Origin of the sequence: Faecalibacterium sp. HTF-F, from assembly GCF_023347535.1 — a bacterium.
Lineage (GTDB): Bacteria > Bacillota > Clostridia > Oscillospirales > Ruminococcaceae > Faecalibacterium > Faecalibacterium wellingii.
Genome location: NZ_CP094473.1, coordinates 879073 through 905313, shown reverse-complemented (window position 1 = coordinate 905313; position 26241 = coordinate 879073). Strand labels below are relative to the sequence as shown.

Genomic DNA, 26241 nt, shown 5'->3' with positions numbered 1-26241 from the left:
GCCAAAGAGGGAGGTTGTAGCGTATTCTCTGAAAAGCTTCCCCGTCCGGGGGAAGGCTTTTATTTATCAATCCTTCTTCGGCACCGGCATCTCAAAGCCGCAGCCTTCCTTTGCGCAGTAGAGCTTGGAACCCTTGCGGAACAGGGTGCTGCCGCACTTCTCGCACTTGGTGGGCACCGGGGTATCCCATGTCATGAAATCGCAGTCCGGGTAGCGCTCGCAGCCGTAATAGATGCGGCCCTTGGAGCTCTTGCGTTCCAGCATACGGCCCTTGCCGCACTTGGGGCAGATGCCGCCGGTATCCTTGACCAGACGCTTGGTGCCCCGGCACTCCGGGAAGCCGCTGCAGGCCAAAAACTTGCCGTACTTGCCCACCTTGATGACCATGGGCCGGCCGCACAGGTCGCACACCTCACTGGAAGGCTCGTCCGGCACCTTGACCTTCTTGCCTTCCATGTTCTTTTCGGCCTGCTCCAGACTGGCGGCAAAGCCCTGATAGAAGTCATCCACCGTCTTGTGCCAGTCGGCCTTGCCGCTCTCGATCTTATCCAGATTCTTCTCCATCTGGGCAGAGAAGTCCACGTCCACGATGTGGGGGAACTGTTCCAGCATCAGCCCATCCACCGCCCGGCCCAGCAGGGTGGGCTTGAGCTTTTTCTGGTCGCGCTCCACATAGCCGCGGTCGATGATGGTGGTGATGATGGGCGCATAGGTGGAGGGACGGCCGATGCCGTTTTCTTCCAGCGCCTTGATGAGGGTCGCTTCGGTGTAGCGGGCGGGCGGCTGGGTGAACTTCTGCTCGCTCTTCAGCTCGCGCAGCTTGAGCACCTGACCCTGTTCCAGCGGGGGCAGGGCGGTCTCCTTCTTTTCCTTTTCATCGGTGGCTTCCTCGTACAGAGCCGTAAAACCGTCAAAGGTGACGGTATAGCCGCTGGCCTTGAAGCGGTAGTCTGCCGCGCTGACCGTGACGGACACGGTGTCCTGCTGGCAGTCTGCCATCTGGCTGGCCATAAAGCGGCTCCAGATCATGCGGTAGAGCTTTGCCGTGTCGCCGCTGATGCTCTTGTCCACCTCGTCGGGCGTCAGGGACGGCACCGAGGGACGGATGGCCTCGTGGGCGTCCTGCGCGGCAGTGGCGCTCTTGGTCTTCCAGGTGCGCTTGTAGGGGCAGATATAGGCTTCACCGTAGGCCCCTGCGATATACTCCTTGGCGGCAGCCACCGCTTCGTCCGAAATGCGCAGGCTGTCGGTACGCATATAGGTGATCAGACCCATGGTGCCGTGGCCTGCAATATCCACGCCTTCGTACAAGGTCTGGGCAGCGCGCATGGTGCGGGTGGCCGTAAAGCCCAGCCGACGGGACGCCTCCTGCTGCAGGGTACTGGTGATGAAAGCCGGAGTGGGCTGCTTTGCCCGCTTGCCCTTTTTCAGCTCTGCCACCACGTACTCGGCCCCTTCCAGACCCTTTTCAATGGCCCGGGCCTCGGCTTCGTTTTTGGGCAGCAGCTTCTTGCCCTTGGCATCGGCAGCCAGACGCGCCGTAAAGCTCTTGTGGCCTGCGCCGAGGGTGGCGTCCACGTTCCAGTATTCGTCCGGCTTGAAGCTCTCGATCTCCTTTTCGCGGTCATCGATCAGCCGCACAGCCACGCTCTGCACGCGGCCTGCGGACAGGCCCCGGCGCACCTTGCGCCAGAGGAACGGGCTGAGCTTGTAGCCCACCAGACGGTCCAGCACCCGGCGGGCCTGCTGGGCGTTGAACAAATCCTCGTCAATGGCGCGGGGGTGGGCCATGCCCTCCTTGACGCCTTTCTTGGTGATCTCGTCAAAAGTGACGCGGTTGGGCTCGTGGGGGTCCAGCCCCAGAATGTTTGCCAGATGCCAGCTGATGGCTTCGCCTTCGCGGTCCGGGTCGGTCGCCAGCAGCACGCCGTCTGCGTGTTTGGCCTTGCTCTTGAGCTCCTTGATGAGCTTTTCCTTGCCTTTGATGCTGATGTACTGCGGAGCATAGCCGTGCTCCACATCGATGCCCAGCTGAGACGCGGGCAGGTCGCGGATATGGCCCATGCTTGCGGTGACTTCGTAGTCATCGCCCAGATATTTGCCGATGGTCTTCGCCTTGGCAGGCGACTCCACGATAACCAGTTTCGCCATTCGAGTTTACTCCCATTCGTTTTTCTTTCTTCTTTATCGGTAACGCGCTGTGCGGTGCGCACAGTACGGGATTCTCTATTTTTATAATATACCACAGCTGTTGTGTGCTGCGCCAGCGGAAATTATACTATTTTATCATATAGCGCTTTCCCGGCATGCACAGCACCCTGCCGGAAAGCTCCAGCTTCATCAGAGTGCCCAGCAATGCTGCCGTGGGCAGGCCGCTGCGCACGCAGAGCTCCTCAATGCCAAGCGGCTGCGGGCCGATGCAGGAAAGCACCTTCCGCTCGTTCTCGCTCAGAGGCTCCGGCTGCTTTGCCGTCACCGCCGCTGCGCTCTGCCGGCGCAGGCCCAGCGGGCCCATCAGGTCATCTGCGCTGCTCACAGCGCGGGCACGGCCATCCCTCAGCAGGCCGTTGGTGCCTGCGGAATTGGGCGAGTAGATGCTGCCCGGCACCGCAAACACCGGTTTTCCATAGCGTTCTGCATGGGACACGGTGGACATGGTGCCGCTTTTCTCCTGTGCTTCCACCACCAGCAGCGCAGAGCTGAGCGCCGCAATGAGCCGGTTGCGCTGCAGAAAACCATTGGCGCCAACGCCCTCACTGCGGGGCGGATATTCGCTGATGACGCAGCCCTTCTGCTCGATCTTATGCCGCAGCACCGCATTCGCTGCCGGGTAGGTGCGGTCGATGGGCACACCCATCACCGCGATGGTGGGGCAGTTGTTTTTCACGGCGGCACGGTGTCCGGCGCTGTCCAGTCCGTCGGCAAGGCCGCTGACGATGACCGCACCGCTCTTTGCCAGTGCCCCGCCGATGTCTGCCGCTGCATTCAGGCCGTATTCTGTCGGCCTGCGGCTGCCCACGATGCCGATCGTGCCCGGTTCATTGAGCCAGCGCGGGTCGCCGGTGCAGTAGAGCACCAGCGGCATATCCGGAATGCGGGAAAGGGCCAGCGGGTAATCCGGGTCATCAAAGGTCAGGATGCGCACACCGAGATCATCGCACCGCATGACCAGTGCGTGATACTGTTCCGGGTCCAGCTGCTGTGCGCGAAGCGCGGCAGCATCCCCGGCTGCAGCGCGGAATTCAGCGGTGTCCCGTGCTTCCCACGCTTCCTGCGCACCACCAAACGCATCCAGCACGCGGCCCGCGTGGATGCTGGCCGGGCCCAGCACATGGGCCAGCCACAGCCAGCACAGCAGCGGGTCCGGAGCAGGCTCCGGCGGAAAAAGGCCGGTCTGCCCGGCAAGTTCCCTCACAGGCTCTCCTCCCGGAAATGCCACAGCAGAATGCTGCCCGCAATGCCGGCGTTCAGGCTTTCCACCCGGTCGGTCATGGGGATGCGCACCGTGCTGGTGCAGGCGGCAATGGTCGCGTCGGTCAGGCCCTGGCCCTCGCTGCCGATGACGACGCAGACGCCGCCGGGATAGCTGGCCTGCGCCGCGCTCAGCGGCTGGGACTTGTACAGCGCAGCCGCAAGGCAGGTGATGCCCTTTTCCCGCAGCCGGGCAATGGCATCGGGCATGGCACCGGCTTCGATCACCGGGATGCGCACGGCGGCTCCCATGGAAGCCCGCAGGGTCTTGGGGGCGTAGACGCTGGCGCAGCCGTCGCTCAGGATCACGCCGTCAAAGCCAAAGGCAGCTGCAGAGCGCAGCAGGGTGCCCACGTTGCCGGGGTCCTGCACCCGTTCCAGCGCCAGATACCGCCCGCCGGTCTTCACCTCGTCCAAGCCGTGCACCGGGGTGCGGAACACGCCGAACACCCCCTGATGGGTGCCCACATCGGCCAGCTTGTCGGCCACGTGATCCTCCACAAGGTAGTGCTCGCCGGGCAGGTCTGCCAGCTCCGGGCACTTTGCCATGGCGCTCTCGGTATAAAACAAGGTCTCCAGCTGTGCGCCGCGGGCAAGCTCCGGGCACAGCTTGCGGCCCTCGGCCAGAAAGCGGCCCTCACTGCGGCGGAATGCCGCGCCGGAAGAAAGGCGGCAGGCATATTTGATCTTTGCGTTTTCCCGGCTGGTGATCTTTTCGTCCATTGTATTCCTCCTGCTGAAAGCGGGCATTCATCTGTAAAAAAGCAAAAAGGGCAGCGTCTGCCACAAAAGCTCCTGCGGCAGGGCACTGCCCTGAAACACTGTTTTCGTCCGCAAGAACCCCGGATACAAAACGGACGCCCGCGCGTATACGCGGGCGTCACGATTCAGGTTCTTGATCAGGCGTTCTTGACGGTCTCGACCAGAGCTGCAAAGCTCTTGGGATCGTTGATGGCCATCTCGGACAGCATCTTGCGGTTCAGCTCGATGCCAGCCTTCTTCAGGCCTGCCATGAAGGTGGAGTAGTTCATGCCCAGAGGACGGACTGCATTGTTGATGCGGCAGATCCACAGGTTGCGGAACTGACGCTTCTTCATGCGGCGGCCAGCCAGAGCGTAGTTGCCGCTCTTCATGACCTGCTGCTTGGCCATCTTAAAGTGCTTGCTCTTGCAGCCGTAGAAGCCCTTGGCCAGCTTCAGCATCTTCTTACGACGTTTGTGAGTCATGGTTGCGCCCTTGATACGTGCCATTTTATATATCTCCTTTAGTTATCAGTAGTAGAATGTTTGTGCCTGCGGCTCGCTCTTAGGCGTAGGGCAGCATGCTCTTGATGGTAGCTGCGTTGGTCTTATCAACGTAGCTGGGCTGACGGTAGCCACGGGTCAGCTTGGTGGTCTTCTTGGTCAGGATGTGGCTGCGGAATGCGTGGCCGCGCTTGATCTTGCCGTTCTTGGTCAGCTTAAAGCGCTTCTTAGCGCCGGAATGCGTCTTCAGTTTCATCTTAGCCATTTTAGTTTCCTCCTAAAATTAGTCCTTATTGGGTTTCGGGATCAGCAGAATGGACATCGTGCGGCCCTCGAGCACCGGCGGCTTGTCGGTGGATGCCTGCGGCAGAGCCTCGGCAAAACGCTTGAGCACATCTGCGCCCAGAGCACTGTGCGCCATTTCACGGCCGCGGAAGCGGATCGAAACCTTAACCTTGTGGCCAGCTGCCAGGAATTTGGCAGTCTGGTTCAGCTTGGTATTGAAGTCGTTGGTGTCAATGTTGAGCGAGAGGCGGGTCTCCTTGACTTCGACCACCTTCTGGTTCTTCTTGGCTTCCTTCTCCTTCTTCTGCTGTTCAAAACGGTACTTACCGTAGTCCAGCACCTTGCACACAGGCGGGACGGCCTGCGGTGCGATCTTGACCAGATCCAGTCCGGCCTCTTCTGCAGCGCGCATAGCCACCTGAATGGACACAACGCCCTTCTGCTCGCCGTCTGCACCGATCAGACGGACCTCACGGTCACGGATCTGACCGTTGATCTCCAGTTCCTTCGACTTTCCAGCGGTAGCGATAATGAATGCACCTCCAAACAAAATCCATTTTGTTGCAATATTTGGCATAGAAAACGCGGCCGCCCATTTTCAGGACAGCCGCGCAAAAATTCACTCAAAAGCCGCAATTCACACAAAGATAAACTGCTTTTCGGGTATAGCCCGGGGATTCCGACCCCACAAGGCGAGCGCGGCACAGGCCGTAGCTGCTTTCTTTACTCGGCTATTCTACCACAGGCAGAAAGCGCTGTCAAGCACTTTTTATGCGTTTTGCGGGAAAAATATGACTTTTGAACCCTCTCAGTCATCGCTTCGCGCGACCAATGGGAGCGGACTGAGAGGGTTTTACACCTCGATCAGCTTCCCCAGCTCCAGCGAGCAGATGCCCTTATAGGTCACCTTCTTCGGGGCAAAGCGCTTATCGATGGCAAGGGCGTAGAGGTTCAGCTGCGCGCGGTAGGCCCGCAGGAAATCTGCCTCGGTCTTGCGGCGGTCGGTCTTGTAGTCCAGCAGTTCCAGATGATCCGGATATACCAGCACAAGGTCTGCGATGCCCTGCACCAGCACCTGCTCTCCCTCGGCCCGGACGCCCTCTGTGCCCTGCGCAGCCAGCACCGCATCGGCTGGCAGTGCCGTGATGAAAGCCAGCTCCCGCAGCACCTCGTCTGCTGCGCAGATCTTTGCAAAGGCCTCGCCTTCCATAAAGCGGCGGATCCGGCTCACATCCAGCTTTTCCGCGATCTCCGGGGCCACAAGCTGCCTGTCCACCTGCCGCTGACGCTCGGCCAGAATGGCTTTTTCCAGCCCGCCCGCAGCCTTTGCCGCTGCAAGGGCCGAAAAGTCCGCATGTTCCAGAAAGGCGTGCAGGGCCGTACCCATTTCGGCGGCAGTCAGGCCGTCTCTGGAGAGGAAGGCAGGCCGTTCCAGCGTGGTCTGCTCGGCTTTGTGCACGATGCTGGTCACGCTGACCTTGGCGGGCACAGCGGCCAGCTCCGCCGCCGGGTAATGCCAAGCAAAGCCTTCCCGCAGCCCGTCCACCAGAGCCGGGTCTGCCGGGACGGCTGCAGGCTGTTCCGGCTCCTGCCCGGACGCTTCCGGTTCCGGCCCGGCCTCCTGAACCGATACGGTGATCTCGCTTTCCGTAAACACGAAGGGCAGCTCCAGATCTCCGGCCAGCCGCCGCAGCGGCCCGCCAAAGGGATGCACCAGCAGCGCCGCACGCAGCCAGTCGGCAAAGCTGTTTGCCTGCCGGTTCAGGGTCTCCCCCGCTCCTGCCGCCAGAAACGCCGCCGCCCGGGCAAAGGGATTGCCGGTCTTGGTCATGCCCAGCGGGATGGTCAGGATCAGCATATCCTGTGCGCGGGTGAGCGCCACATACAAAAGGCGCATCTGCTCGCTGCGGGTCTCCTGTGCGTGAGCATTGGCAAGGGCGGTGTATGCGGCGGTCTTGTACAGGTCCCCCTGTTCCGGACGCAGCCGCAGGCCTGCCCCGTATTCCCGATGCAGCAGCACCGGCTGATAGGTGTCGCTCAGGTTGAAGTGCCGGGCCGTATCACCCACGAACACCACCGGGAACTGCAGGCCCTTGGAGCGGTGGATGGTCATGATGGTCACGCAGCCCGGGCGTGCGCCGCCCGGCACTGCGTCCTGCCCGGTGGAGCCTGCCTGTGCCGCCGCATCGATGGCACGCACCAGCGCCGAAATGCCGTTTGTGCCGGATTCCGCACAGAACGCTGCAAACCGGCGGGCATCCTCCCGGCGGCGGGCTCCGTTTTCCAGCACGCCCAGCGCGGCAAGGTAGCCGGTGGAGACAAAGATCTCTTCCAGCAGCTGCTCTGCCGGAACGCTGCGGGCCATGCGCCGCAGCTCGGTCAGCCGGGCGTAAAAAGCCTTCACCTTTTGGGTGAACGGTGTTTCATCTTCACTCTGCACCACCTGCAGCACTGCGCCGTACAGGCTCATGCGGGTGTGCTTTGTGCCGGGCTCCTGCTGTTTTTTCTGCGCCTCCTCGCTGCAGGCCCGCAGACGCACAAGGTCGTCGTCTGTAAACCCGAACATCGGCCCCAGCATGGCGGCAGCAAGATAGATGTCCTGCGCCGGGTTGTCGATGACCTTTAAAAGCGAGATCAGCGGACGGATGTGCGGAGCTGTCATCAGATTTTCCCGGGCGTCCGCGTAGACCGGGATGCCCCGGGCCGTGAGTGCTTCCTCATAGGCCAGAAAATCGCCGCGTGCCGCCAGCAGGATGCAGCAGTCCTCGTACTGCACGGGCCGGACAGACCCGCCGTCCCGCACCGGTGTGCCGTTTTGCACCAGCTCTTCGATGTGCTGGGCGATCCACGCCGCGTCGGTCTCGGCGGTGTCGTCCGGCAGGAAGTGTGCCTCCACGCTGCCGGCGTATTCGCCGGGTGCACCGCACACCAGCCGCTGACCATCGCCATAGGCGGTATCGCCCAGCCGGGGCGTCATGAGCTGTTCAAAGATAAAGTTGATGCCTGCCACCACCTGCGGGGCCGAGCGGAAGTTGGCATCCAGTGCCAGCAGTGCATCGGTGCCCGGCGTTCCCTCCGCCGGGCGGGGCCGTGCCGTGCCGCCGGGCAGAGGGGCCCAGACATCCAGCTTCGTCCGGAAGATGCTGGGGTCGGCCTGCCGGAAGCGGTAGATGCTCTGTTTCAGGTCGCCCACCAGAAACAGATCGTCCCCCGCCGGGGATGCAAGGCAGCGGTAGATGGCGTCCTGCAGCGCGTTGGTATCCTGATATTCGTCCACCATCACAGCGGCATAGTTCTGCCGGATGCTCTGGCACAGCGGGGTAGGTTCTCCCTCCGGCGTGCGCAGCAGCCGCAGGGCCTGATGCTCAAAATCGCTGAATTCCAGCAGCTTGCGCTCCTTTTTCTTTGCCGAGAAGCGGGCGTCAAAGTCCCGCACCGCGGCAAACAGGGCCCGCAGCCGGGGCAGCGCCTCCCTGCGGTCGGCTTCGGCTTCCTCCTCGCTGCAGGAGATAAGCTCCGTGATCTGCTCGAACAGCTTGGCGGCTTCGTCCGTGCGGGTGCGCACCGCCGCCTTGTGGTCGCCGGTCAGCCGCTTTTTCATGCCCTTGAAGCCGGGCATCTCCTCCATGCCCAGCACATAGGGCGTGAGCTTATCATAAAGCGGTGTCCACTCCCCTGCCGCCGCCAGCCGCTCCACCTCGCCCAGCAGGGCAGCGGCGTTTTCCAGCCGGGAGAGCGGCTCTGCAAATTTATCGTTGACGCCCGCCGCGGCCTTGGCTTTGGAGGCTGCCGTCTTGCCTTTTTCCTCGGCCTGCGCCTGCGCAAGGGCAAAGTCCTCTCTGCAGTCGGCCAGCGCCGCCGTCAGCAGCTCCCGGGCCGCTCCGGCGCAGCGGGCCGCTTCGGCCAGCAGCAGATCATGCCAGCAGGTGGAGCCAAAACCGTTCTCCTGCTGCCATGGAGCCAGATATTCGTCCATGCGGCGGTCGTAGTCCGGCAGTGCCCGCAGAAAATCGTACACATGCAGGATGGTATTGCCTGCGGCCTGATCGGTGCGGCCCTTGCCGTAAAGGTCTGCAAAGGCACAGAAATCCGGGTCGCGGTAGGCATTTTCCAGCGTTTCGGCCAGCGCCGAAGCCCGCAGCACCTCCACGCTGCCGGGGTCTGCCGGGGCAAAGTCCGGCGGGATGTCCAGCGCCTGAAAGTGTTTGTGCAGCAGATCCAGACAAAAGGCATCAATGGTACAGATGGGTGCCCGCTGCAGCAGCATCCGCTGGCGGCGCAGGGCCGTGTTGTGGGGCTGCTGCACGCTGAGCCGCAGCAGTGCCTGCCCGATGCGGGCCCGCAGCTCTGCCGCCGCCGCATTGGTAAAGGTGACGATGAGCAGCCTGTCTGCATCCACCGGGTGCTCCGGGTCGGTGATGAGCCGCACGGCACGTTCGGTCAGCACCGCTGTTTTGCCGCTGCCCGCCGCCGCGCTTACCAACAGCGCACCGCCCCGGTCCTCGATGGCGGCCCGCTGGGCCGGGGTCCATTTGGGTTCGCTCATGCCTGCTCACCCTCCTTCTCGTTCTCGGTCTCTTCCGGCTCAAAGGGCTTGGCCGGGGCCTCCAGCGCACGCTCACCGATGCCGGTCTCGTGGCAGCAGATAAAGCTGTAGTCGCACCAGACGCAGGGGTTCCTGCCTGCCCCGGCCACCAGCGGTTCCGCTTCGATGCGGCCGCTGTAGAGCTGGCTGCCCATCTGCGTTACAAGGTCATCCAGATGCAGCTGGATCCGGTTGAGCTTGGCGATATCCGCACGCTTATCCTTCTGGTTGGGGCTGGGCTTGCCGTCCCGGTAGCCAAAGGGCAGGTAACGGCCGGTCTCGGCAGCGTCCATGGCATCGAACACCCGCTGTTCGTCCCGCACAAGGCCGTCCAGCTCGTATTCCGTCCCGCGCTCTGCCTGCTGCCGGGCCGTGGTCTTGGGGGCCGGGTCTGCCAGCAGGTACAAAACACCTGCGGGTTCCGCGCCGGTAAAGCGCCCGCTCTTATCCCGGGTCAGGCTGAACAGATACAGCAGCATCTGGCAGTCCAGCCCGCAGTAGACTTCCTTCAGGTTCAGCTTTTTGGTGCCGGTCTTGTAGTCCACCACCCGCACCCAGCGGGTGCCGTTTTCCTCCACCCACTCGTCGGCGCGGTCCACCGTGCCCACCAGCTGCACCGTGCGCCCGTCCGAGAGATGATACACCTGCCCGGGCACGGCGTCCTCCCCGGAGCCGATGCGCAGCTCGCAGGCTGCCGGGTGGAAGCAGGACTGCTTCTGTTCGTCCCGCAGATAGCACAAAAGGCCGGTCATGCTCTTTTTGAGGCGGGAGAGCAGATAGGCGAACCGGGCCGTATCCTCGGGCAGATAGCGCTTTGCATATTCATCCACCAGCAGGCTGGCAAGGCCCGCCATGGCTTCGTCGTCCAGTTCCAGAAAAGGCGTCAGCGCCTTGCAGGGGTTATCCGCAGCCGGGTGCGGGTCCAGCGCCATCTGCAGCACCCAGTGCATCAGGGTGCCGCTCTGGTCGGCTGAAAGCTCGGCCCGCCTGCGGGGGCGCAGGCCCAGCACATACTGCAGGAAATAGCCATACCGGCAGGTATAGTATTTTTCCAGCTGGCTGGGCGAAATGCGCAGCCGCTGCCCCAGCAGGCCGCTCAGCGCGGACAGGTCGTTCACCTGCCGGGGCGGGTCCTCCTCCATGCGCTGCAGCAGTGCAAGGCCCCGGGGTGCATCCGTCTGCGGCAGGCGCAGCGCCTCGGTCAGGCTGGCGCGTTCCGTGTCGGTCAGCGGCCAGCCGCCCAGCGTGTCCAGTGCATCGGCGGGGGTAGCCGCAAGGTCGGGAAGCTCCAGCTCCGGTGCCGCCGGGTGCAGGGCTTCCACAATGGGCTCCAGCGCTGCACACAGGGTCTTGCCCTGCCCCTTGGGCCAGCTGAGCCACAGTCCCTTGGCCGGGACGGTAAGGGCCTTGTAAAAGCACACCTGCTCGCGCACCACGCGGTTCTCAAAGCAGTCCGGCAGGTCGATCTGCTTTGCCATCAGGGCATCGCGGTCGGCGTGGGTCAAAAGACCCGTCTCGGACGGCGCACAGGGGAACTCCCCTTCCGCAAGGCCCAGCACAAATACATAGTCCGGCGCATCCAGACGCATTTTGCCGGCGCTTGCCAGCACCACCGCGTCCAGCGTCTGCGGGATGTGCCCAAGGTCCGACGAGCGCAGCAGCAGGCTGAACAGGTCCTCATATTCCGCAAGGGTCACGCCCTGCCCGCCCAGCAGATGGGCCATTTCGTCCAGCAGCTGCATCACCACGTTCCACTCCCGGGCCGCTTCCTCTGCCGCCGGGATGCCCCGGGCCGCACGGATGGACTCGATCTGTGCGGCCTGCTGTTCCTCGGCTCCCAGCTCCTTCAGGCAGAAATACAGCGCCCGGCTGATCTGCTCCGCGTTGGCCCCGCGCACCCTGCCGCGCAGGCTGTCCACCGCCGTTACCAGCAGCTGACGGGCCTTTTCGGCATCGGCCAGCGTTTTCCGGTCCTCTTCGGTCAGCTCGTTCTCTCCAAAGCCCCGGGGGCTTTTTGCAAAGCCTGTCCGCCACGCCGCCGCATCGGGCGACCAGGTGTAGGCATAGTTTTCCAGTGCACAGACCTCCGGCTCGCTCAGGGCGCACAGACCGGTCTTGGCCAGAACGGTCAGGTTCTCGGTCATGTCCGCACCGCGCACAAGGGCCAGCAGCGCCCGCACCGCCGTAGCCGGGGCGCTGAACTCCGGCGTGGTGGGTTCATCGCAGTAGAGCGGGATGTCTGCCATGCGGAACTCGTACCGGATGGCGGCGCGATAACCGGCGATGTCGCGGCAGACCACCGCGATCTTTCCGCAGCGCACGCCCTGCCGCATCAGGCGGCGGATGGCCGCAGCGGTGCAGCGGGCTTCTTCTTCCCGGCTGGCGGCCGCAAACAGCCGCACCTCCGGTGCCGCAGGCGGCACCTCACAGGTACCGGTCTCCAGCAGTTCCGTCACAGCGGCAAGGCCGGGGGCGTCCCTGTGGCGCAGGTCTGTGCGCAAAAGCTCCGGCACTGCCGCTTCGGCCCCGTTTTTGCGGGCCAGCTGGCGCAGCTGCGCCGCCACCTGCTTTGCGCCGGAAAACAGCCCCATCTCCCCCGGCACCATGGGGGAACCGTCGTCACACAGGGCCACCGTGACCGTGGGCAGCGCCGCCAGCATCGCGCCCATCAGCCGCTTTTTGGGGGCGTTGAAGGTATCAAATTCGTCAATGAACACCTCCCGCTCCCGCAGAAAGTCCGGCAGCTCGCCCCGGGCAAGGGCAGCTTCCAGCCGGGCCGCCGCCAGCTCCAGCCGGTCGGAGGGGTCCATGCCGGTGCCCGCCAGCAGCGTCTCGTAGCCCTGAAAGATCAGCGCCAGCTCGCTCAGCTTGCCGCTCTCGGGGCCGCAATCCCGGGCCAGCTCTGCCAGCTGTGTGCCGGAAAGCCCGGCGCTCTTCAGCTCGTCGATGGTCTGGGCCGCCATCTGGCAGAAGGCTGCGCTGCGGCGGTGGCGGTAGTAGTAATGCACGTTGTCCTGCAGTTCTTCCAGTGCGCGGCGCACCAGCACGGCCCGGCCTGCGTCCGAAAGGGTCTGCACCGCCGCGCCTCCCTCAGCGGAGAGAATGCGCTCGGCCAGACTGGTAAAGGAAAAGCTTTCCACCATGCCGGAAAGCGCATCACCCAGTTCCCGGTAGATGCGGCCCTCTGTGCTGGAGGTGAACTGTTCCGGCACCAGCAGGATGCTGTACCGGCCCGCCTCGGCCCGGGCGCGGATGCGGGAATAGAGCAGCGTCGTTTTGCCGCTGCCGGAGCCGCCTAAAACCAGTTTGAGCATGGGGCACTTCCTCCTTGAAAAACGATTTGTGTTTATTGTAACACGAAAATCCTCTCAAAAAAAGTGTGATTCTCTACCCTTTAGCCTGCAGCTGTGGTACACTTGGACCGACAAACTTTTCCACACAAGAGAGGAAGCCTGTATGAAAATTTTAGCTGTTGACTACGGCGACAGCCGCACCGGCCTTGCCACCTGTGACCGCACCGAGTTCCTGACCACAGCCATCACCCCGCAGATCACCCTGAAAGCCCGCAACAAGGTAGCCGCCCGGGTATGCGAGGTGGCAAAGGAGATCGGTGCCGAGCTCATCGTCATCGGTCTGCCGCTGAACATGGACGGCACCGAGGGCGAGCGCGCCGCCAAGAGCCGCAAGCTGGCAAAAACGGTCGAAATCTGGAGCGGCCTGCCCGTGCGCATGTGGGACGAGCGCCAGACCACCTGCGCCGCTGCCGACCTGCTGGACGAGAGCGGCACCTTTGGCACAAAGCGGAAGGAAATTCTGGACTCTGTGAGCGCCACGGTCATTCTGGATGACTATCTTGCGTGGCGGAAGGAGCACCCGGGGGAAATATAAGAAAAAGGACACCTGACGGTGTCCTTTTTCTTATTCGTACTGCGTAATGCTCACGCTGTTGATGGTGATGTCCTCACGGGGCTTCTGGTTTTCGTCCACGGCGGTCTGGCCGATGGCATCCACCACGTCCATGCCCTCGTACACCTGTCCCAATACCGTGTCGGTGTAGTCGAGGTAGGGCGCACCGCCCGCCGTCTGGTAGGCAGAAACGACCTCTGCGCGGTAGCCGGCACTGTTCATCTGATCCACCAGCTCCTGCGTCACAGACTGCTCTCCCGGCAGGGTCTGCACCACGTAAAAGACGCTGGCGCACTCGCCGGAAACATCCGTGCCCATGCACAGGGCACCGGAATAATGGTGCAGGCTGTCGGTGGTCTCAGCCGGGTAGCGGCCGCCGTTCCAGATGGTGTTGCCCCTGCCGTCGGCCCCCTGTCCGGCCTCTACCACAAAGCCGCTCTCCACACGGGAGACTGTCAGGCCGTTGTAGTAACCCGCCTGCACAAGGCCCACAAAGTTATCATAGGCCTGCGGGGCCTTATCCGGGAAGAGCACCGCCCGGAACACGCCCGCCGAGGTATCGAACACCGCAACGGTATCCCCCGCCGCCGGGTGGGTGAACTGCAGCTCTGCCGACTCCACCGCCGGGCGGTCGATCTTCTGGGCGGTGCTACCGCCTCCGCCGACGCCGCCAAAGCTGCAGCCGGTCAGGGCCAGTGCTGCTGCCAGCACCAGTGCCGCCCATCTTTTTTTATGCATCATTTTCACCCACGCTCCATACACTCTAGTAACCGCACGGCACACCGTGCGCAAAAGATTCAGAGGATAGTATATCATATTCTGCCCCAGAGTGCGAGAGCAAATGCGTGAAAATTTGTTACACAATTTCTGTGCGAAAAAGCATCTTGACGAGCAGGCAAAAAAACGCTACACTATATGCAGACCCGAGCGGGCGGCACACAAGCGGCCCGTTTTATGACACGATACAGGAGACGCTATCTATGTCTGATGAGATCAAGAACCCCAATACCGAAGAGGAAAATCAGCCCGACCTGATGACCCTGGAAGATGAGGACGGCAACGAGATCACGTTTGAGGTGATCGATGCGCTGGACTACAAGGGCGTGCATTATCTGGCTGCTGTGGAATACGCCGAGACCGAGGAAGAGGCTGAGAACGCTCAGCTGGTCATCCTGAGCGTCGGCGAAGACGATGAAGGCGAGTATCTGGACGTCGTGGATGACGACGAACTGCTGCTGGAGCTGGGCAAGCTGTTTGAAGAGCGCCTGAGCGACGAGTACGACATCGAAGAATAATTCCAGACAAATTACCCGGCAAGACTTCCTGCCCGGCTCGATTTGTTGCGGTTTATATGATCCTACTAATCATTCAACGGGAGCCCGGAGTTCTCCGGCGGATTGCAGACCTCCCCGCCATGGGTCGACCATGGAGGTTCGATGAGGAAGCGTGAATCCGGCGACAGGGCACCCACCTGTCCGTAAGGGTAGGTTTGATTGACCGCAGACGACCGGGCGGGATCTTTTTATAGCAATCCATCCACCGCTGTCCTCTGCAAAAACAGAGACAGTGTGTGGATTTTTTTATTTCCCTGAATATGGAAAGGATGTGCATTGCGGCATGAAGTCAGAACATCTGGTTGGCACCTCCATCCCCCGTTTCACCTTTGATACCCCCACCACACCGGGAAACGATTTTTATAAGCTGTGCGAGGGTGAGCACCCGCTGGCGATGATCTTCCTGCCAGCCTTCGACCACCCTGTCACCCGGGAATACCTGACCCGCTACCTGCAGACCCTGCCCAGACTGCGCGGCGTGCGGCTGGCCTGCGTGGTGCGCTCTTCGCCCCGCACGGTGGCAAAAGCCACACAGGGAGCCGAGTTTCCCTTCACGCTCATCTGCGACGCGCCGGGGGTGCTGTACGGTTATCTGGGCGTGGAGCAGGCCCGGGGCATCCTGAGCTGGAGCTTTGCGGCCCAGCGCATCTACAAAACCGCCAGAGAGCAGGGCTACCGCTACGACACCAGCGCCCCGCAGCTGCTGCCGCTGACGCTGGTGGTGGGCCATCAGGGCAGGATCCTGTTCACCCACTCCGGCCGCAGCCAGACCGACCTGCCCGAGGACTGCGCCGCCATCCGGGAGATCACCCGCGAGGTGGTGCGCACCATGGCCGAGGACCAGCGGCGTGCACATCCCCACTGCTCGGACGAGACGCTCACCCTGCCGGACCTTGTGGGGTGGGATGATCTGGACGGAAGCAGTAATTGAGTCAACAAGCAAAAGCACCTGCAATTGGTTTTGCAAGTGCTTTTGTTTTTGCATGATTTTTCAGCTTTCAGAGGAACTTTCGTCCGAAAACAGCCCCGGGATGCCGCACAGGGCTGCGATGCCCACCAGTGTGAACACGATGCGGGACCAGATGGATGCGCTGCCGCCCAGCAGCCAGCCCACAAAATCGAACTGGAACAGCCCCACAAGGCCCCAGTTGATGCCGCCCACGATCAACAGGATCAGGCAGATTTTATAAAAGGTCTGCACAAAAAAGACCTCCTTCCCTTGCGGACAGTATGCCCCGTGGGAAGGAGGTCTATGCATTTTTATCGGCTCACCCGTGCGCCGCCGCGGTCAGGCTGCGCCACGTACACCTGCTTCCAGCGCCGCTTTGCGGCCTGTGCAGCGGCCCGTGCGGCCCCTTCGTCCCGGAACACGCCGAACACCGCCGCACCGCTGCCGGTCATCAGGGCGGTGACAGCGCCATGCTCCCGCAGCAGGGTCTTGATGGCCCCGGTATCCTTTGCTCCGCTGCACTCTTCCAGCGCATTGCCGGCGGCGGCGCAAAGGGCGTCCAGATCTCCGGCACGAATGGCGGCTTCCTGTGCGCCGCAGTCCGGGTGGACGCTGCTGCCCACCCGGTCATAGGCCGCAAAGGCCTCCGGGGTGGAAACGCCGTAGTCCGGCATCACCACCGTGAACCAGCACTCCGGCACCGGCGGCAGGGCCTTGAGGAAGTCTCCCACGCCCTGCACCCGGCAGGTGCCGCCCATCAGGGCAAAGGGCACGTCCGCACCGATCTTTGCGCCCAGTGCACACAGCTCACTCATGGAGAGCCGTGCGCCGTACAGCTCGTTCATGCCCACCAGCACAGCGGCGGCGTCGGCGCTGCCGCCTGCCATGCCTGCCCGCACCGGGGTATTCTTATAGATGGTGATGTCCACACCCGCCAGAAGGCCGGTGTAGTCAAAAAAGGCCAGCGCTGCCTTGATGGCAGTGTTTTTGTTATTGGGGGCCACCAGACTGCCCGGCAGCCGCAGGTTCAGGTAGGGGCTGCGGCGCAGCACCACCCGCTCGTAGAGGGTGATGGCCTGCATGGTCATGTCCAGATCATGGTAGCCGCTCGGCAGAAGACCCACCACATCCAGCGCCAGATTGAGCTTTGCGGGGGCCAGAACGGTCACGCAGTTCAGCCTTGCCATTTGTTCCTCCTCAGATGCCGTGATAGATGCCGTTTTCCTGCAGGAATTCCCGGATACGCCGGAGCGCTTCCTTCAGATGCTCCACGCTGTAGGCGTAGGAAATGCGGGCATAGCCTTCGCCGGATGCGCCAAAGGCGTCGCCGGGGATGATGGCCACATGCTTCTGTTCCAGCAGTTTCGTGCAGAAATCCTGACTGCTCATGCCCGTACTCTTGATGCAGGGGAAGGCGTAGAACGCACCGCGCGGCTCAAAGCAGGTCAGGCCCATATCGTTGAAGGACTTCACCACAAGGCGGCGGCGCATATTGTACTCGTCGCGCATGCGGTCGATCTCGCCGTCGCACTCCTTCAGGGCAGTGATGGCGGCGTACTGGCTGGTGGTGGGAGCGCTCATGATGGCGCTCTGGTGGATCTTGGTCATGATCCGGATGATGGGTGCCGGGCCGCAGGCATAGCCCAGACGCCAGCCGGTCATGGCGTAGGTTTTGGAGAAGCCGTTCACCACGATGGTGCGCTCTGCCATATCGGGCAGGGTGGCAATGGACACATGGGGCCGCAGGCCATAGTTCAGCTCGGCGTAGATCTCATCCGAGAGCACCATGATGTTGGTGCCGCGCAGCACCTCAGCAACGGCTTCCAGATCCTCACGCTCCATCACCGCACCGGTGGGGTTGTTGGGGAACGGCATGATGAGCAGCTTGGTGCGGGGGGTGATGGCAGCCTTGAGGGCATCGGCACGCAGGCGGAACTCGTCCTCCTGACGGCAGGCCACATGCACCGGCACACCGCCGGACAGGGTGGTGATGGGCTCGTAGCACACAAAGCAGGGCTCCGGGATAATGACCTCGTCCCCGGGCTGCACCAGCGTGCGGATGCACATATCAATGGCTTCGCTGCCGCCCACCGTGATGAGCACCTCGTGCAGCGGGTCGTAGTGCAGGCCCATGCGGCGCTCCAGATACTTTGCCACCTCGGCGCGCAGCTCCTTCAGGCCTGCGTTGGAGGTGTAGCGGGTGCGGCCATGCTCCAGACTCTCGATGCCGGCTTCGCGCACGGCCCATGGCGTTTTGAAGTCCGGCTCGCCCACGCCCAGACTGATGCACTCGGGCATTTCGGCAGCCAGATCGAAAAATTTGCGGATGCCGGAGGGACGCATAGCCTCAGCGGCAGGCGCGATCAGTTTATCGTAGTCCATCACAGCACCGTGCACTCTCTTTCATCGATTTCTTCGTCCTGATACAGGCGGCCCTCCTTTTTATAGGTGCGCAGCACAAAGTGGGTGGCGGTGGACAGCACATCGTCCAGCGGGGACAGGCGCTTTGCCACGAACAGGGCGATCTCCTGAAAGGTCTGGCCCTTGATGACCAGCTGCAGGTCGTAGCCGCCGCTCATCAGCAGCACGCTCTCCACTTCGTCAAAGGAGGCAATGGTGGCTGCGATCTCGTCAAAGCCGCGGCTCTTCTTGGGGCTGACATTCAGCTCGATGACGGCCTCCACACGGTTGACCCCGGCCTTTTCCCAGTCCACAAGGGTCTTGTAGCCCTTGATGATGCCCTGCGCCCGGGCCAGATCGATCATGGCCGCCACCTCGGCGGGAGATTTATTCAGCATCGTGGCGATGTCCTCAATGGGCAGCCGCGCATTGTCTTCCAGGATCTTCAAAAGCTGTTCCATAGTATCTTGCTCCTTCTCAGCCCGTAACCGGGAAATAAATTATTTATAAGTATAGCACAAGCTGTAAAAGATTGCACCCAATTTTTGGGATAGAATGTCTTTTTCCCTTCGTGTCTGTTCTTTTTTACAAAAAGTGTGTTCAAATTTTGCCAAATCTGCTATACTGGAAGGGTAAGAGTGTGCCGGAGCTTTTGCGGCACCGTTCATCAAAAGGAAAACGAGGGTGGAAACGATGAAAGCATTCATTACCGTCATTGGTCACGATACCGTGGGCGTTGTTGCCAAGGTCGCCGGTCTGTGCACCGAACTGAACATCAACATCGAGGACGTGACCCAGAGCATCCTGCAGGGCATGTTCGCCATGATCATGCTGGTGGATATCTCCAAGTGCAATGTGAGCCACGAAGAGCTGCACAAGCGCTGCGATGCACTGGCCGCCGAGATGGGGATGCAGATCAACGTGACCCGTCAGGAAGTCTTTGACGCCATGCACACCATCTGATGGAGGGAGTACACTGCAATGAGTATGTTTAATACCGGTGACATCCTCGAGACCATCGAGATGTTCACTCAGGACAATCTGGACGTGCGCACTGTCACCATGGGCATCAGCCTGCTGGACTGCATCGACCCGGACCCGAAGAAGGCGTGCGAGAACATCTATAACAAGATCACCACCAAGGCTGCAAGCCTTGTGCCCACCGTGGAGCACATCAGCGCCGAGTATGGTATCCCCATCATCAACAAGCGCATCAGTGTCACCCCCATCGCCATGCTGCTGGGCGCCTGCCCGGATGCCGACCCCGTGGATTTTGCAAAGACCCTGGATGCCGCCGGCAAAAAGGTGGGCGTCAACTTTGTGGGCGGCTACAGTGCTCTGGTGCACAAGGGCTTCTCCGCCGGTGACCGCCGCCTGATCGAGTCCATTCCCCGTGCGCTGGCCGAGACCGACATCGTGTGCAGCTCGGTGAACATCGGCGCCACCAAGGCAGGCCTGAACATGGACGCCGTCAAGCTCATGGGCGAGGCCGTCAAGAAGGCTTCCGAGCTGACGGCCGACCGTCAGTGCATCGGTGCCGCAAAGCTGGTGGTGTTCTGCAACGCACCGGAGGATAACCCCTTCATGGCCGGTGCATTCCACGGCCCCGGCGAGCCGGACTGTGAGATCCACGTGGGCGTTTCCGGTCCCGGCGCTGTGCGCGCCGCACTGGCCCGCCTGCCCAAGGATGCCCCCATCGACGAGGTGGCAGAGCTGGTCAAGCGCACCGCCTTCAAGATCACCCGTGTGGGCCAGCTGGTGGCAAACCTTGCCTCCAAGGCTCTGGGCGTGCCCGCCGGCATCATCGACCTGTCGCTGGCACCTACCCCCGCCATTGGCGACAGCGTGGCCAACATTCTGGAAGAGATGGGCCTTGAGACCTGCGGCTGCTGCGGCACCACCGCCTGTCTGGCCCTGCTGAACGATGCCGTGAAGAAGGGCGGCGTGATGGCCTCCAACCACGTGGGCGGTCTGTCCGGTGCCTTCATCCCGGTCAGCGAGGACGCCGGCATGATTCACGCCGCCGAGATCGGCTGCCTGACCATTGAAAAGCTGGAAGCCATGACCGCCGTCTGCTCGGTGGGCATCGATATGGTCATCATCCCGGGCGACACCACCCCGGCCGTCATCAGCGCCCTGATCGCCGACGAAGCCGCCATCGGCATGGTGAACAGCAAGACCACCGCCGTGCGCGTCATTCCCGCCATTGGCCGCAAGGCCGGCGAGGTGCTGGACTTTGGCGGTCTGCTGGGCTATGGCCCCATCATGGCCGTGAACCAGCACGACCCGTCCGTGTTCATCAACCGCGGCGGTCGACTGCCTGCCCCCATGCAGTCGCTGAAGAACTGAAAATGCCCATGTGGCCAAATTTGGCCGCCGACCAGAGTATCTTACTTTATTATAACTTGAATTATTTGGCCACTTGGTTTTTTATTTCATTGATACGTTATTTTTACCATGTGGCCAATCTGGCCACTTGAAGAAATCTGTTGTTATTCCGTAAGATAAATGTGCATTTTCTTCGTTCAAGTCCCCATGTGGCCAAGCTCCCTGTGTATCATAGGGTTTCTCTGGCCACATGAGGCCGCCTGTGCATAAAACCTTTTCAACAGGCCCATCCTCTGGATAACATTTCCAGAAGAAGGGTCTGTTTTTATGTTATCCAGAATGCTTACACGCGCTCAGATGGCTCTGCTCTGCCTTGGCCTGTTTCTCGCCCTTGCCCTGTGCGGCGCATGGCAGACATTTGCATGGGGCCGCACCCAGCTGGACACCGGGGCACTGGTGTGCGCCGACACCCTGCGGCTGCACATCCGGCCCGAGAACGATTCCATCGCCAGCCAGAGCGCAAAGCTCCATGTGCGGGACGCCGTGCTGGCCTATCTGGACGCCGCCTGCCCTGCCGAAAGCAAGCCTGACGCCCTTTGCTGGGCGGCGCGGCATTTGTTCGAACTGCAGCTCACGGCCCGGCACGCGCTGGCAGAGCTGAACATCCGCGCCCCGGTGCGGGTGCAGCTGGTGAACATGTACTTCGACACCCGGCGCTACGCTTCGGGCATCCTGCCTGCCGGGCGGTACGACGCGCTGCGCATCCAGATCGGCTCCGGCACCGGCCGCAACTGGTGGTGCGTGCTCTACCCGGGCCTGTGCCGCTCTGCCTGCGGGGGCTACGCCCGGCCCGCCGAAAACGACCTCGTCTGCGGGAACTATATTCTCCGGCTCCGGCTGGTGGAATGGGTGCAGCAGCGCACCGCCTGCCGGGAGGACGTGGTGCTGCTTGGGTAACGCCCGGCGCTTTCGCCGCATAGCATAGGGCGAAAGGAGTGTGTTATCCACTATGGCGATCCCTGCTTATTATTCCCTGCTCCAGCGTGGCTCCTCCGGGCCGGACGTAGCCCTTGTGCAGACCTGGCTCAACGGTGTGCGCGACGCCTGCACATGGTACAGCGAGCTGAAGACCGACGGAAAATTCGGCATTTCCACCGAGAACGCCGTGAAGGAGTTCCAACTGAAAAACAAGATGAATGTGGACGGCAAGGTGGGCGCGAACACATGGAACGTGCTCTACACCCGCTACACGGCCAAGCACGGCCTGCATGTGCCCTACCCCGGCATTGCCCTGCGCAGCGGCTCTTCCGGCGGCACAGTGCGTCTGGTGCAGCAGAAGCTCAACTCTCTGGGCGAGCGGCTGACCGCAGACGGCAGATTCGGGGCTTCCACAGCTGCAGCGGTGCAGCGGTTCCAGCGCCGCAACGGCCTTGCCGCCGACGGCGCGGTCGGCAAAGAAACGTGGGAGAAGATGTTCTGATCATTTGCAGGTCGTAAAACGATGCGGAATAAACTTTTATTATTTGTGGATCGGAAACAACGGCGGTTGTTTCCGATCCACTTTTTCACAGTTGGAGCCGTAACCGTCGGCAGCATTTTCAAGAGCGGCTTCTGCGCTTTGCCTCCTGATGCATAAAAGCCCGCACTTCGGGAGAGCTGGCAATGCGAAGCATTGACTGAGAGGGTTTCCCTTTTTTGTTTTCCTTGCCCCCACCCCCGCCCTGCTGTATAATAAAGAAAACTCTGAAAAGGCGGTGTTTCCGTTTGCGTTTTCTGCATCTTTCCGACCTGCATCTGGGCAAGCGGGTGTGCGAGTTCTCCATGCTGGACGACCAGCGGTACATTCTGGAACAGATCCTCTCCCTGCTGGACAGCACGCCCGTGGACGGTGTGCTGCTGGCGGGCGACCTCTACGATAAGCCCGTTCCCCCTGCCGAGGCCGTGCGCCTGCTGGACTGGTTCCTCACCCAACTGGCTGAGCGGCAGCTGCCGGTGTTCGCCATCAGCGGCAACCACGACTCCGCCGACCGCATTGCCTTCGGCGCGGCCCTGCTGCAAAACAGCCGGGTGTACGTCAGCCCGGTGTTCTCCGGTGCGCCGGTGTCCATCCCCCTCACCGACGAGTACGGCACGCTGGACGTGTACCTTCTGCCCTTCCTCAAGCCCGCCATGGTGCGGCATGTCTGGCCGGACGAGCCCGTGGAGACCTACAACGACGCCCTTGCCTGCGTGCTGCGCCACTGCCCGCCGGACCCGGCGCACCGCAGCGTGCTGGTGGCCCATCAGTTCGTGGCCGGTGCTGCCTGCTGCGAGAGCGAGGAGGTGTCGGTGGGCGGCGTAGACAGCGTGGACGCCAGCCTGTTCGATGCCTTTGACTATGTGGCCCTCGGCCATCTGCACAGCCCCCAGAAGGTGGGCCGCGACACCGTGCGCTACTGCGGCACCCCGCTCAAGTATTCCTTCTCGGAGGCCCGGCAGCACAAAAGCGCCTGCTTTGTGGAGCTTGGCCCCAAGGGCGAAGTGTCCATCACCACCGCGACGCTCACCCCGAAGCACGACCTGCGGGAGGTGCGCGGCAGCTACATGGAGCTGACCGACCGCCGCCGCTACGCAGACACCGCCGTGGACGACTACCTGCACATCACCCTGACCGACGAGCAGGATGTGCCGGACGCGCTGGCCCGCCTGCGGGTGATCTACCCCAACCTGATGCGGCTGGACTACGACAACCTCCGCACCCGGGAAGATCAGCAGATCACCGCACCGGAGCGCGCCGAGAGCATCACCCCGCTGGAGCACTTCTCGGCGTTCTACCAGCTGCAGAACAACCAGCCGCTGACCGCTGCGCAGGCGGCATTCTGCCAGCAGCTCATTGAGGAGATCTGGAAGGAGGGCGAGGACGCATGAGACCGCTCAGGCTGACCCTTTCGGCCTTTGGCCCCTATGCGGGCGAGACCGTGCTGGAACTGGAAAAACTGGGAAAAGGCGGTCTGTACCTTGTCACCGGCGACACCGGCGCAGGCAAGACCACCCTGTTCGATGCCATTACATACGCCCTGTACGACCATTCCAGCGGCGGTGTGCGCGAGGGTGCCATGCTGCGCTGCAAGTATGCCGACCCCAGAACGCCCACCTTTGTGGAGCTGGAATTTGAGGTGAACGGGCAGCGCTATACCGTGCGCCGCAACCCGGAGTACACCCGTCCCAAGGTGCGCGGCGAGGGCTTCACCACCGAGAAGGCGGATGCCGTCCTCACTTTCCCCGACACCCGTCCGCCGGTGACCAGAGCCAAGGATGTGACCGCCGCCGTCATGGAGATCATCGGGCTGGATTACAGCCAGTTCTGCCAGATCGCCATGATCGCACAGGGACAGTTCACCCGGCTGCTCAACGCCTCCACCGAGGAGCGCAGCCGCATCTTCCGCAAGCTGTTCCGCACCCAGCGCTACGCCCGCCTGCAGGAGCGCTTGCAGGCCGAAAGCGCTGCCCTCAGCCAGCAGCGCACCGCCCAGAATGCAAAGCTGGACAGCCTGCTCTCCGGCATCCAGTACGCCCCCGATGATCCGGACGCCGCGGCTCTTGCCGCGCTGAGCGCCCAGACTGAGCCGGATGCCGCGCTTGCTTTGCTGGACGCCCTGCTGGCCCGCCAGCGGGCCGCACAGGAAAGCACAGCTGCCGCCCTGAAGGACACCGAAGCGCAGCTGGACGCCATGCAGCAGCAGCTGGGTGCGGCACAGCAGGCCCGGCAGCTGGCAGAGCAGCTGGCCGCAAAGCAGGCCGACCTTGCCGCCGCGCAGCCCGTACTGGAAGCCGCCCGGGCCGAGAGCTCCCGTCATGCAGGCGATGCCGCACAGCTGGACCTGCTGGCCGGGCAGGCCACACAGGCCAAAGCTGCCCTTGCCGCCTATGACGAGCTGGAACGGCTCTGCCGCCAGCAGAGCGCTGCCCGGGACGCCGCACAGCTGGCCCGGGCGCAGGCCGCACAAAAGCGCGCCCAGCTGGAAGAGCTGGCTGCAAATCTTGCTGCCGATGAACAGGAGCTGGACGCTCTGGCCGACGCTTCCACCCGCAGGCTGGCGCTGGAAACGAAGGAAAAGGAGCTGGCCCAGCGCGGCACAGCGCTTTCCACCCTGACCCAGCGGCTTACCGCCTGCCAGCAGCTGGCCCAGAAGGCCCACCGTGCACAGGAGGCCTACCGCGCCGCCGCCGAAGCCAAGGCGCAGGCGCACACCCGCCGGGATGCACTGGACCGGGCATTTCTGGACGCACAGGCCGGGCTGCTGGCCCAGAGCCTGACCGAGGGTGCTCCCTGCCCGGTGTGCGGCAGCACCCACCACCCGGCCAAAGCCCAGCTGCCCCGCACCGCCCCCACGCAGGCACAGGTAGACGCTGCCAAGCAGGAGGCCGAGACCGCAGATGCCCTTGCCCAGAATGCCAGCGCCGCCGCACAGAGCGCCAACGCTGCCGCAGAGGAAGCCCGCCGCTCTCTGCGCCGGGATGCCGAGGACCTTCTGCCCGAACGGTTCACCGCGCCCGACGGCCCGGTGCAGCTGACCTTCAAGGGAATGAGCGCCGTGCTTGCCGAGGAGACCGCCGCCCTGCACGCGGCACAATCCGAATGCACCGCCGCCCTGCGCCGGGCCGCAGCCGACTGCACCCGCCGCGCCGCATTGGAGGCCGACCGGCAGACGAGGACCCGCCAGCGCCCGGCACTGGAACAGGCGGCATCCGAGGCAGACCGCTCTGCCGCCGCACAGGCCGCACAGGCCGACGCACTGGAACAGCAGATCGCCGGGCAGCGTTCTGCCCTGCCCTATCCCCAGCGAACCGAAGCACAGGCCGCGCTGGATGCACTGGAAGCCCGCCGCACCGTTCTGCGCACCGGCATGGAGCAGGCGCAGGCTGCCCTCAAGCGGGCGGAGCAGGCGCAGGCCGCCGCGCAGGCCGCCGTGGATGCCCTGCAGGCGCAGCAGACCGCCGCAGCACAGGCCGTGCCCGCACAGCCGCTGGAAGATCTGCAGGCCCGGCAGACCCGGCTCACCGCTGCCCGGAGCGCTCTGCGCGAGCAGGAACAGCAGCTGGCAGCACAGCTGCTGCCCAACAGCGCTGCGGCAGAAAAATACCGCGCAGCCGCTGCCGCCCGCACCCAGCTGGAACAGCGCTGGCAGTGGGTGAGCGCCCTTGCCGCCACAGCAGGCGGCACTCTGACCAGCAAGCAGAAGATCCGGCTGGAAGCCTATATCCAGATGAACTATCTGGACCGCATCCTGCGCCATGCCAACACCCGCCTGATGCAGATGACCGCCGGGCAGTACGAGCTGGAGCGCATCGGGGCAGAGAACCAGCGCAGCCAGTCCGGGCTGGATCTTGGAGTCATCGACCACTACAACGGCACCCGCCGCAATGTCAAGACTCTTTCCGGCGGCGAGAGCTTCAAGGCCTCGCTGGCGCTGGCGCTGGGCCTTTCGGACGAGGTGCAGAGCGCCGCAGGCGGCATCCGGCTGGACACCCTCTTTTTGGACGAGGGCTTCGGCAGTCTGGACGAGGAATCGCTGGAACAGGCCATGCGGGTGCTGGCGGGGCTGACCGAGGGCGACCGGCTGGTGGGCATCATCTCCCATGTGAGCGCCCTGAAGGACCGCATCGACCGGCAGGTGGTGGTGCGCAAAGCCCGCACCGGCGGCTCTACCGTAGAATTGATCGTGTAACAAGGCAGGTGCTCTGGGGCAGTGTGCCGGT

At 62.9% G+C, this 26241-nt stretch carries 22 protein-coding genes and 1 other RNA gene; 10 read left to right on the top strand and 13 right to left on the bottom strand.

From position 1 onward, the window contains the following. Positions 1-66 precede the first annotated feature (66 nt). From topA to MTP37_RS04215, 8 genes are all read right to left on the bottom strand, one after another. A complete protein-coding gene (gene topA, locus MTP37_RS04250) occupies positions 67-2151 on the bottom strand; it encodes a type I DNA topoisomerase (RefSeq protein ID WP_249238341.1) in 2085 nt (694 codons plus the stop codon). 127 nt (positions 2152-2278) lie between these two features. Then, the gene (gene dprA / locus MTP37_RS04245) at positions 2279-3415 is read right to left on the bottom strand and encodes a DNA-processing protein DprA (protein WP_249238340.1); all 1137 of its coding nucleotides are present in this window, start codon (positions 3413-3415) and stop codon (positions 2279-2281) included. After that, positions 3412-4194, bottom strand: coding sequence for a TrmH family RNA methyltransferase (locus MTP37_RS04240; protein WP_249238339.1), 783 nt, complete (start codon positions 4192-4194; stop codon positions 3412-3414). The genes dprA and MTP37_RS04240 overlap by 4 nt, the downstream gene beginning before the upstream one ends. A 176-nt stretch (positions 4195-4370) precedes the next feature. Then, the gene (gene rplT / locus MTP37_RS04235; RefSeq protein WP_005928218.1) at positions 4371-4721 is read right to left on the bottom strand and encodes a 50S ribosomal protein L20; all 351 of its coding nucleotides are present in this window, start codon (positions 4719-4721) and stop codon (positions 4371-4373) included. A gap of 55 nt (positions 4722-4776) precedes the next feature. Next, positions 4777-4980, bottom strand: coding sequence for a 50S ribosomal protein L35 (gene rpmI, locus MTP37_RS04230; protein ID WP_005928215.1), 204 nt, complete (start codon positions 4978-4980; stop codon positions 4777-4779). 18 nt (positions 4981-4998) lie between these two features. Next, on the bottom strand, positions 4999-5577 hold the full coding sequence (gene infC / locus MTP37_RS04225) for a translation initiation factor IF-3 (RefSeq protein WP_249238338.1): 579 nt from the start codon (positions 5575-5577) through the stop codon (positions 4999-5001). 276 nt (positions 5578-5853) lie between these two features. Continuing rightward, entirely contained in the window at positions 5854-9546 is a 3693-nt protein-coding gene (locus MTP37_RS04220; RefSeq protein WP_249238337.1) for a UvrD-helicase domain-containing protein, read from the bottom strand. Further along, positions 9543-12899 carry a PD-(D/E)XK nuclease family protein gene (locus MTP37_RS04215; RefSeq protein ID WP_249238336.1) on the bottom strand — a complete coding sequence of 1119 codons (3357 nt, stop codon included), beginning with the start codon at positions 12897-12899 and terminating at the stop codon, positions 9543-9545. The genes MTP37_RS04220 and MTP37_RS04215 overlap by 4 nt, the downstream gene beginning before the upstream one ends. Before the next feature lie 142 nt (positions 12900-13041). Here MTP37_RS04215 and ruvX point away from each other — a divergent pair, with 142 nt between their 5' ends. Continuing rightward, positions 13042-13473, top strand: a complete 432-nt coding sequence (ruvX, locus tag MTP37_RS04210) for a Holliday junction resolvase RuvX (protein WP_249238335.1) — start codon at positions 13042-13044, stop codon at positions 13471-13473. A gap of 30 nt (positions 13474-13503) precedes the next feature. Here the strand turns inward: ruvX and MTP37_RS04205 are convergent, their stop codons facing one another. Then, entirely contained in the window at positions 13504-14232 is a 729-nt protein-coding gene (locus tag MTP37_RS04205; protein ID WP_249238334.1) for a peptidylprolyl isomerase, read from the bottom strand. Between the two features lie 239 nt (positions 14233-14471). Between MTP37_RS04205 and MTP37_RS04200 the strand changes: the two genes are divergently transcribed. The 3 genes from MTP37_RS04200 (at position 14472) to MTP37_RS04190 (ending at position 15756) form a co-directional block, all read left to right on the top strand. After that, positions 14472-14786 carry a DUF1292 domain-containing protein gene (locus MTP37_RS04200; RefSeq protein ID WP_249238333.1) on the top strand — a complete coding sequence of 105 codons (315 nt, stop codon included), beginning with the start codon at positions 14472-14474 and terminating at the stop codon, positions 14784-14786. 22 nt (positions 14787-14808) lie between these two features. Beyond that, positions 14809-15013: non-coding RNA, 6S RNA (gene ssrS, locus MTP37_RS04195), on the top strand. 95 nt (positions 15014-15108) lie between these two features. After that, positions 15109-15756 (top strand): thioredoxin domain-containing protein, encoded by a 648-nt coding sequence (locus MTP37_RS04190; protein WP_249238332.1) that lies wholly within the window; start codon positions 15109-15111, stop codon positions 15754-15756. A gap of 60 nt (positions 15757-15816) precedes the next feature. On the opposite strand, the gene MTP37_RS04185 is transcribed toward MTP37_RS04190, so the two are convergent. From MTP37_RS04185 to MTP37_RS04170, 4 genes are read right to left on the bottom strand one after another with little or no spacing between them, the layout of a single operon-like run. After that, positions 15817-16026, bottom strand: a complete 210-nt coding sequence (locus MTP37_RS04185) for a DUF378 domain-containing protein (protein WP_249238331.1) — start codon at positions 16024-16026, stop codon at positions 15817-15819. 59 nt (positions 16027-16085) lie between these two features. Further along, positions 16086-16961, bottom strand: coding sequence for a 4-(cytidine 5'-diphospho)-2-C-methyl-D-erythritol kinase (gene ispE, locus MTP37_RS04180; protein ID WP_249238330.1), 876 nt, complete (start codon positions 16959-16961; stop codon positions 16086-16088). A 10-nt stretch (positions 16962-16971) separates the two neighbouring features. Then, complete coding sequence (locus tag MTP37_RS04175) at positions 16972-18156, bottom strand: pyridoxal phosphate-dependent aminotransferase (RefSeq protein WP_249238696.1); 1185 nt, start codon at positions 18154-18156, stop codon at positions 16972-16974. Next, complete coding sequence (locus MTP37_RS04170; RefSeq protein ID WP_005944413.1) at positions 18156-18635, bottom strand: Lrp/AsnC family transcriptional regulator; 480 nt, start codon at positions 18633-18635, stop codon at positions 18156-18158. Before MTP37_RS04170 ends, MTP37_RS04175 begins: the two co-directional genes overlap by 1 nt. 232 nt (positions 18636-18867) lie before the next feature. Between MTP37_RS04170 and MTP37_RS04165 the strand changes: the two genes are divergently transcribed. From MTP37_RS04165 to MTP37_RS04140, 6 genes are all read left to right on the top strand, one after another. Further along, entirely contained in the window at positions 18868-19137 is a 270-nt protein-coding gene (locus tag MTP37_RS04165; RefSeq protein WP_249238329.1) for an ACT domain-containing protein, read from the top strand. Between the two features lie 24 nt (positions 19138-19161). Beyond that, entirely contained in the window at positions 19162-20523 is a 1362-nt protein-coding gene (locus tag MTP37_RS04160) for a PFL family protein (RefSeq protein ID WP_374121318.1), read from the top strand. Between the two features lie 306 nt (positions 20524-20829). Further along, positions 20830-21459, top strand: coding sequence for a stage II sporulation protein R (locus MTP37_RS04155; RefSeq protein ID WP_249238327.1), 630 nt, complete (start codon positions 20830-20832; stop codon positions 21457-21459). Between the two features lie 52 nt (positions 21460-21511). After that, positions 21512-21982, top strand: a complete 471-nt coding sequence (locus MTP37_RS04150) for a peptidoglycan-binding domain-containing protein (protein WP_249238326.1) — start codon at positions 21512-21514, stop codon at positions 21980-21982. Positions 21983-22266: 284 nt separating this feature from the next. Beyond that, positions 22267-23409 carry an exonuclease SbcCD subunit D gene (locus MTP37_RS04145; RefSeq protein WP_249238325.1) on the top strand — a complete coding sequence of 381 codons (1143 nt, stop codon included), beginning with the start codon at positions 22267-22269 and terminating at the stop codon, positions 23407-23409. Beyond that, entirely contained in the window at positions 23406-26210 is a 2805-nt protein-coding gene (locus MTP37_RS04140; protein ID WP_249238324.1) for an AAA family ATPase, read from the top strand. The genes MTP37_RS04145 and MTP37_RS04140 overlap by 4 nt, the downstream gene beginning before the upstream one ends. The last annotated feature ends 31 nt before the right edge of the window (positions 26211-26241 follow it).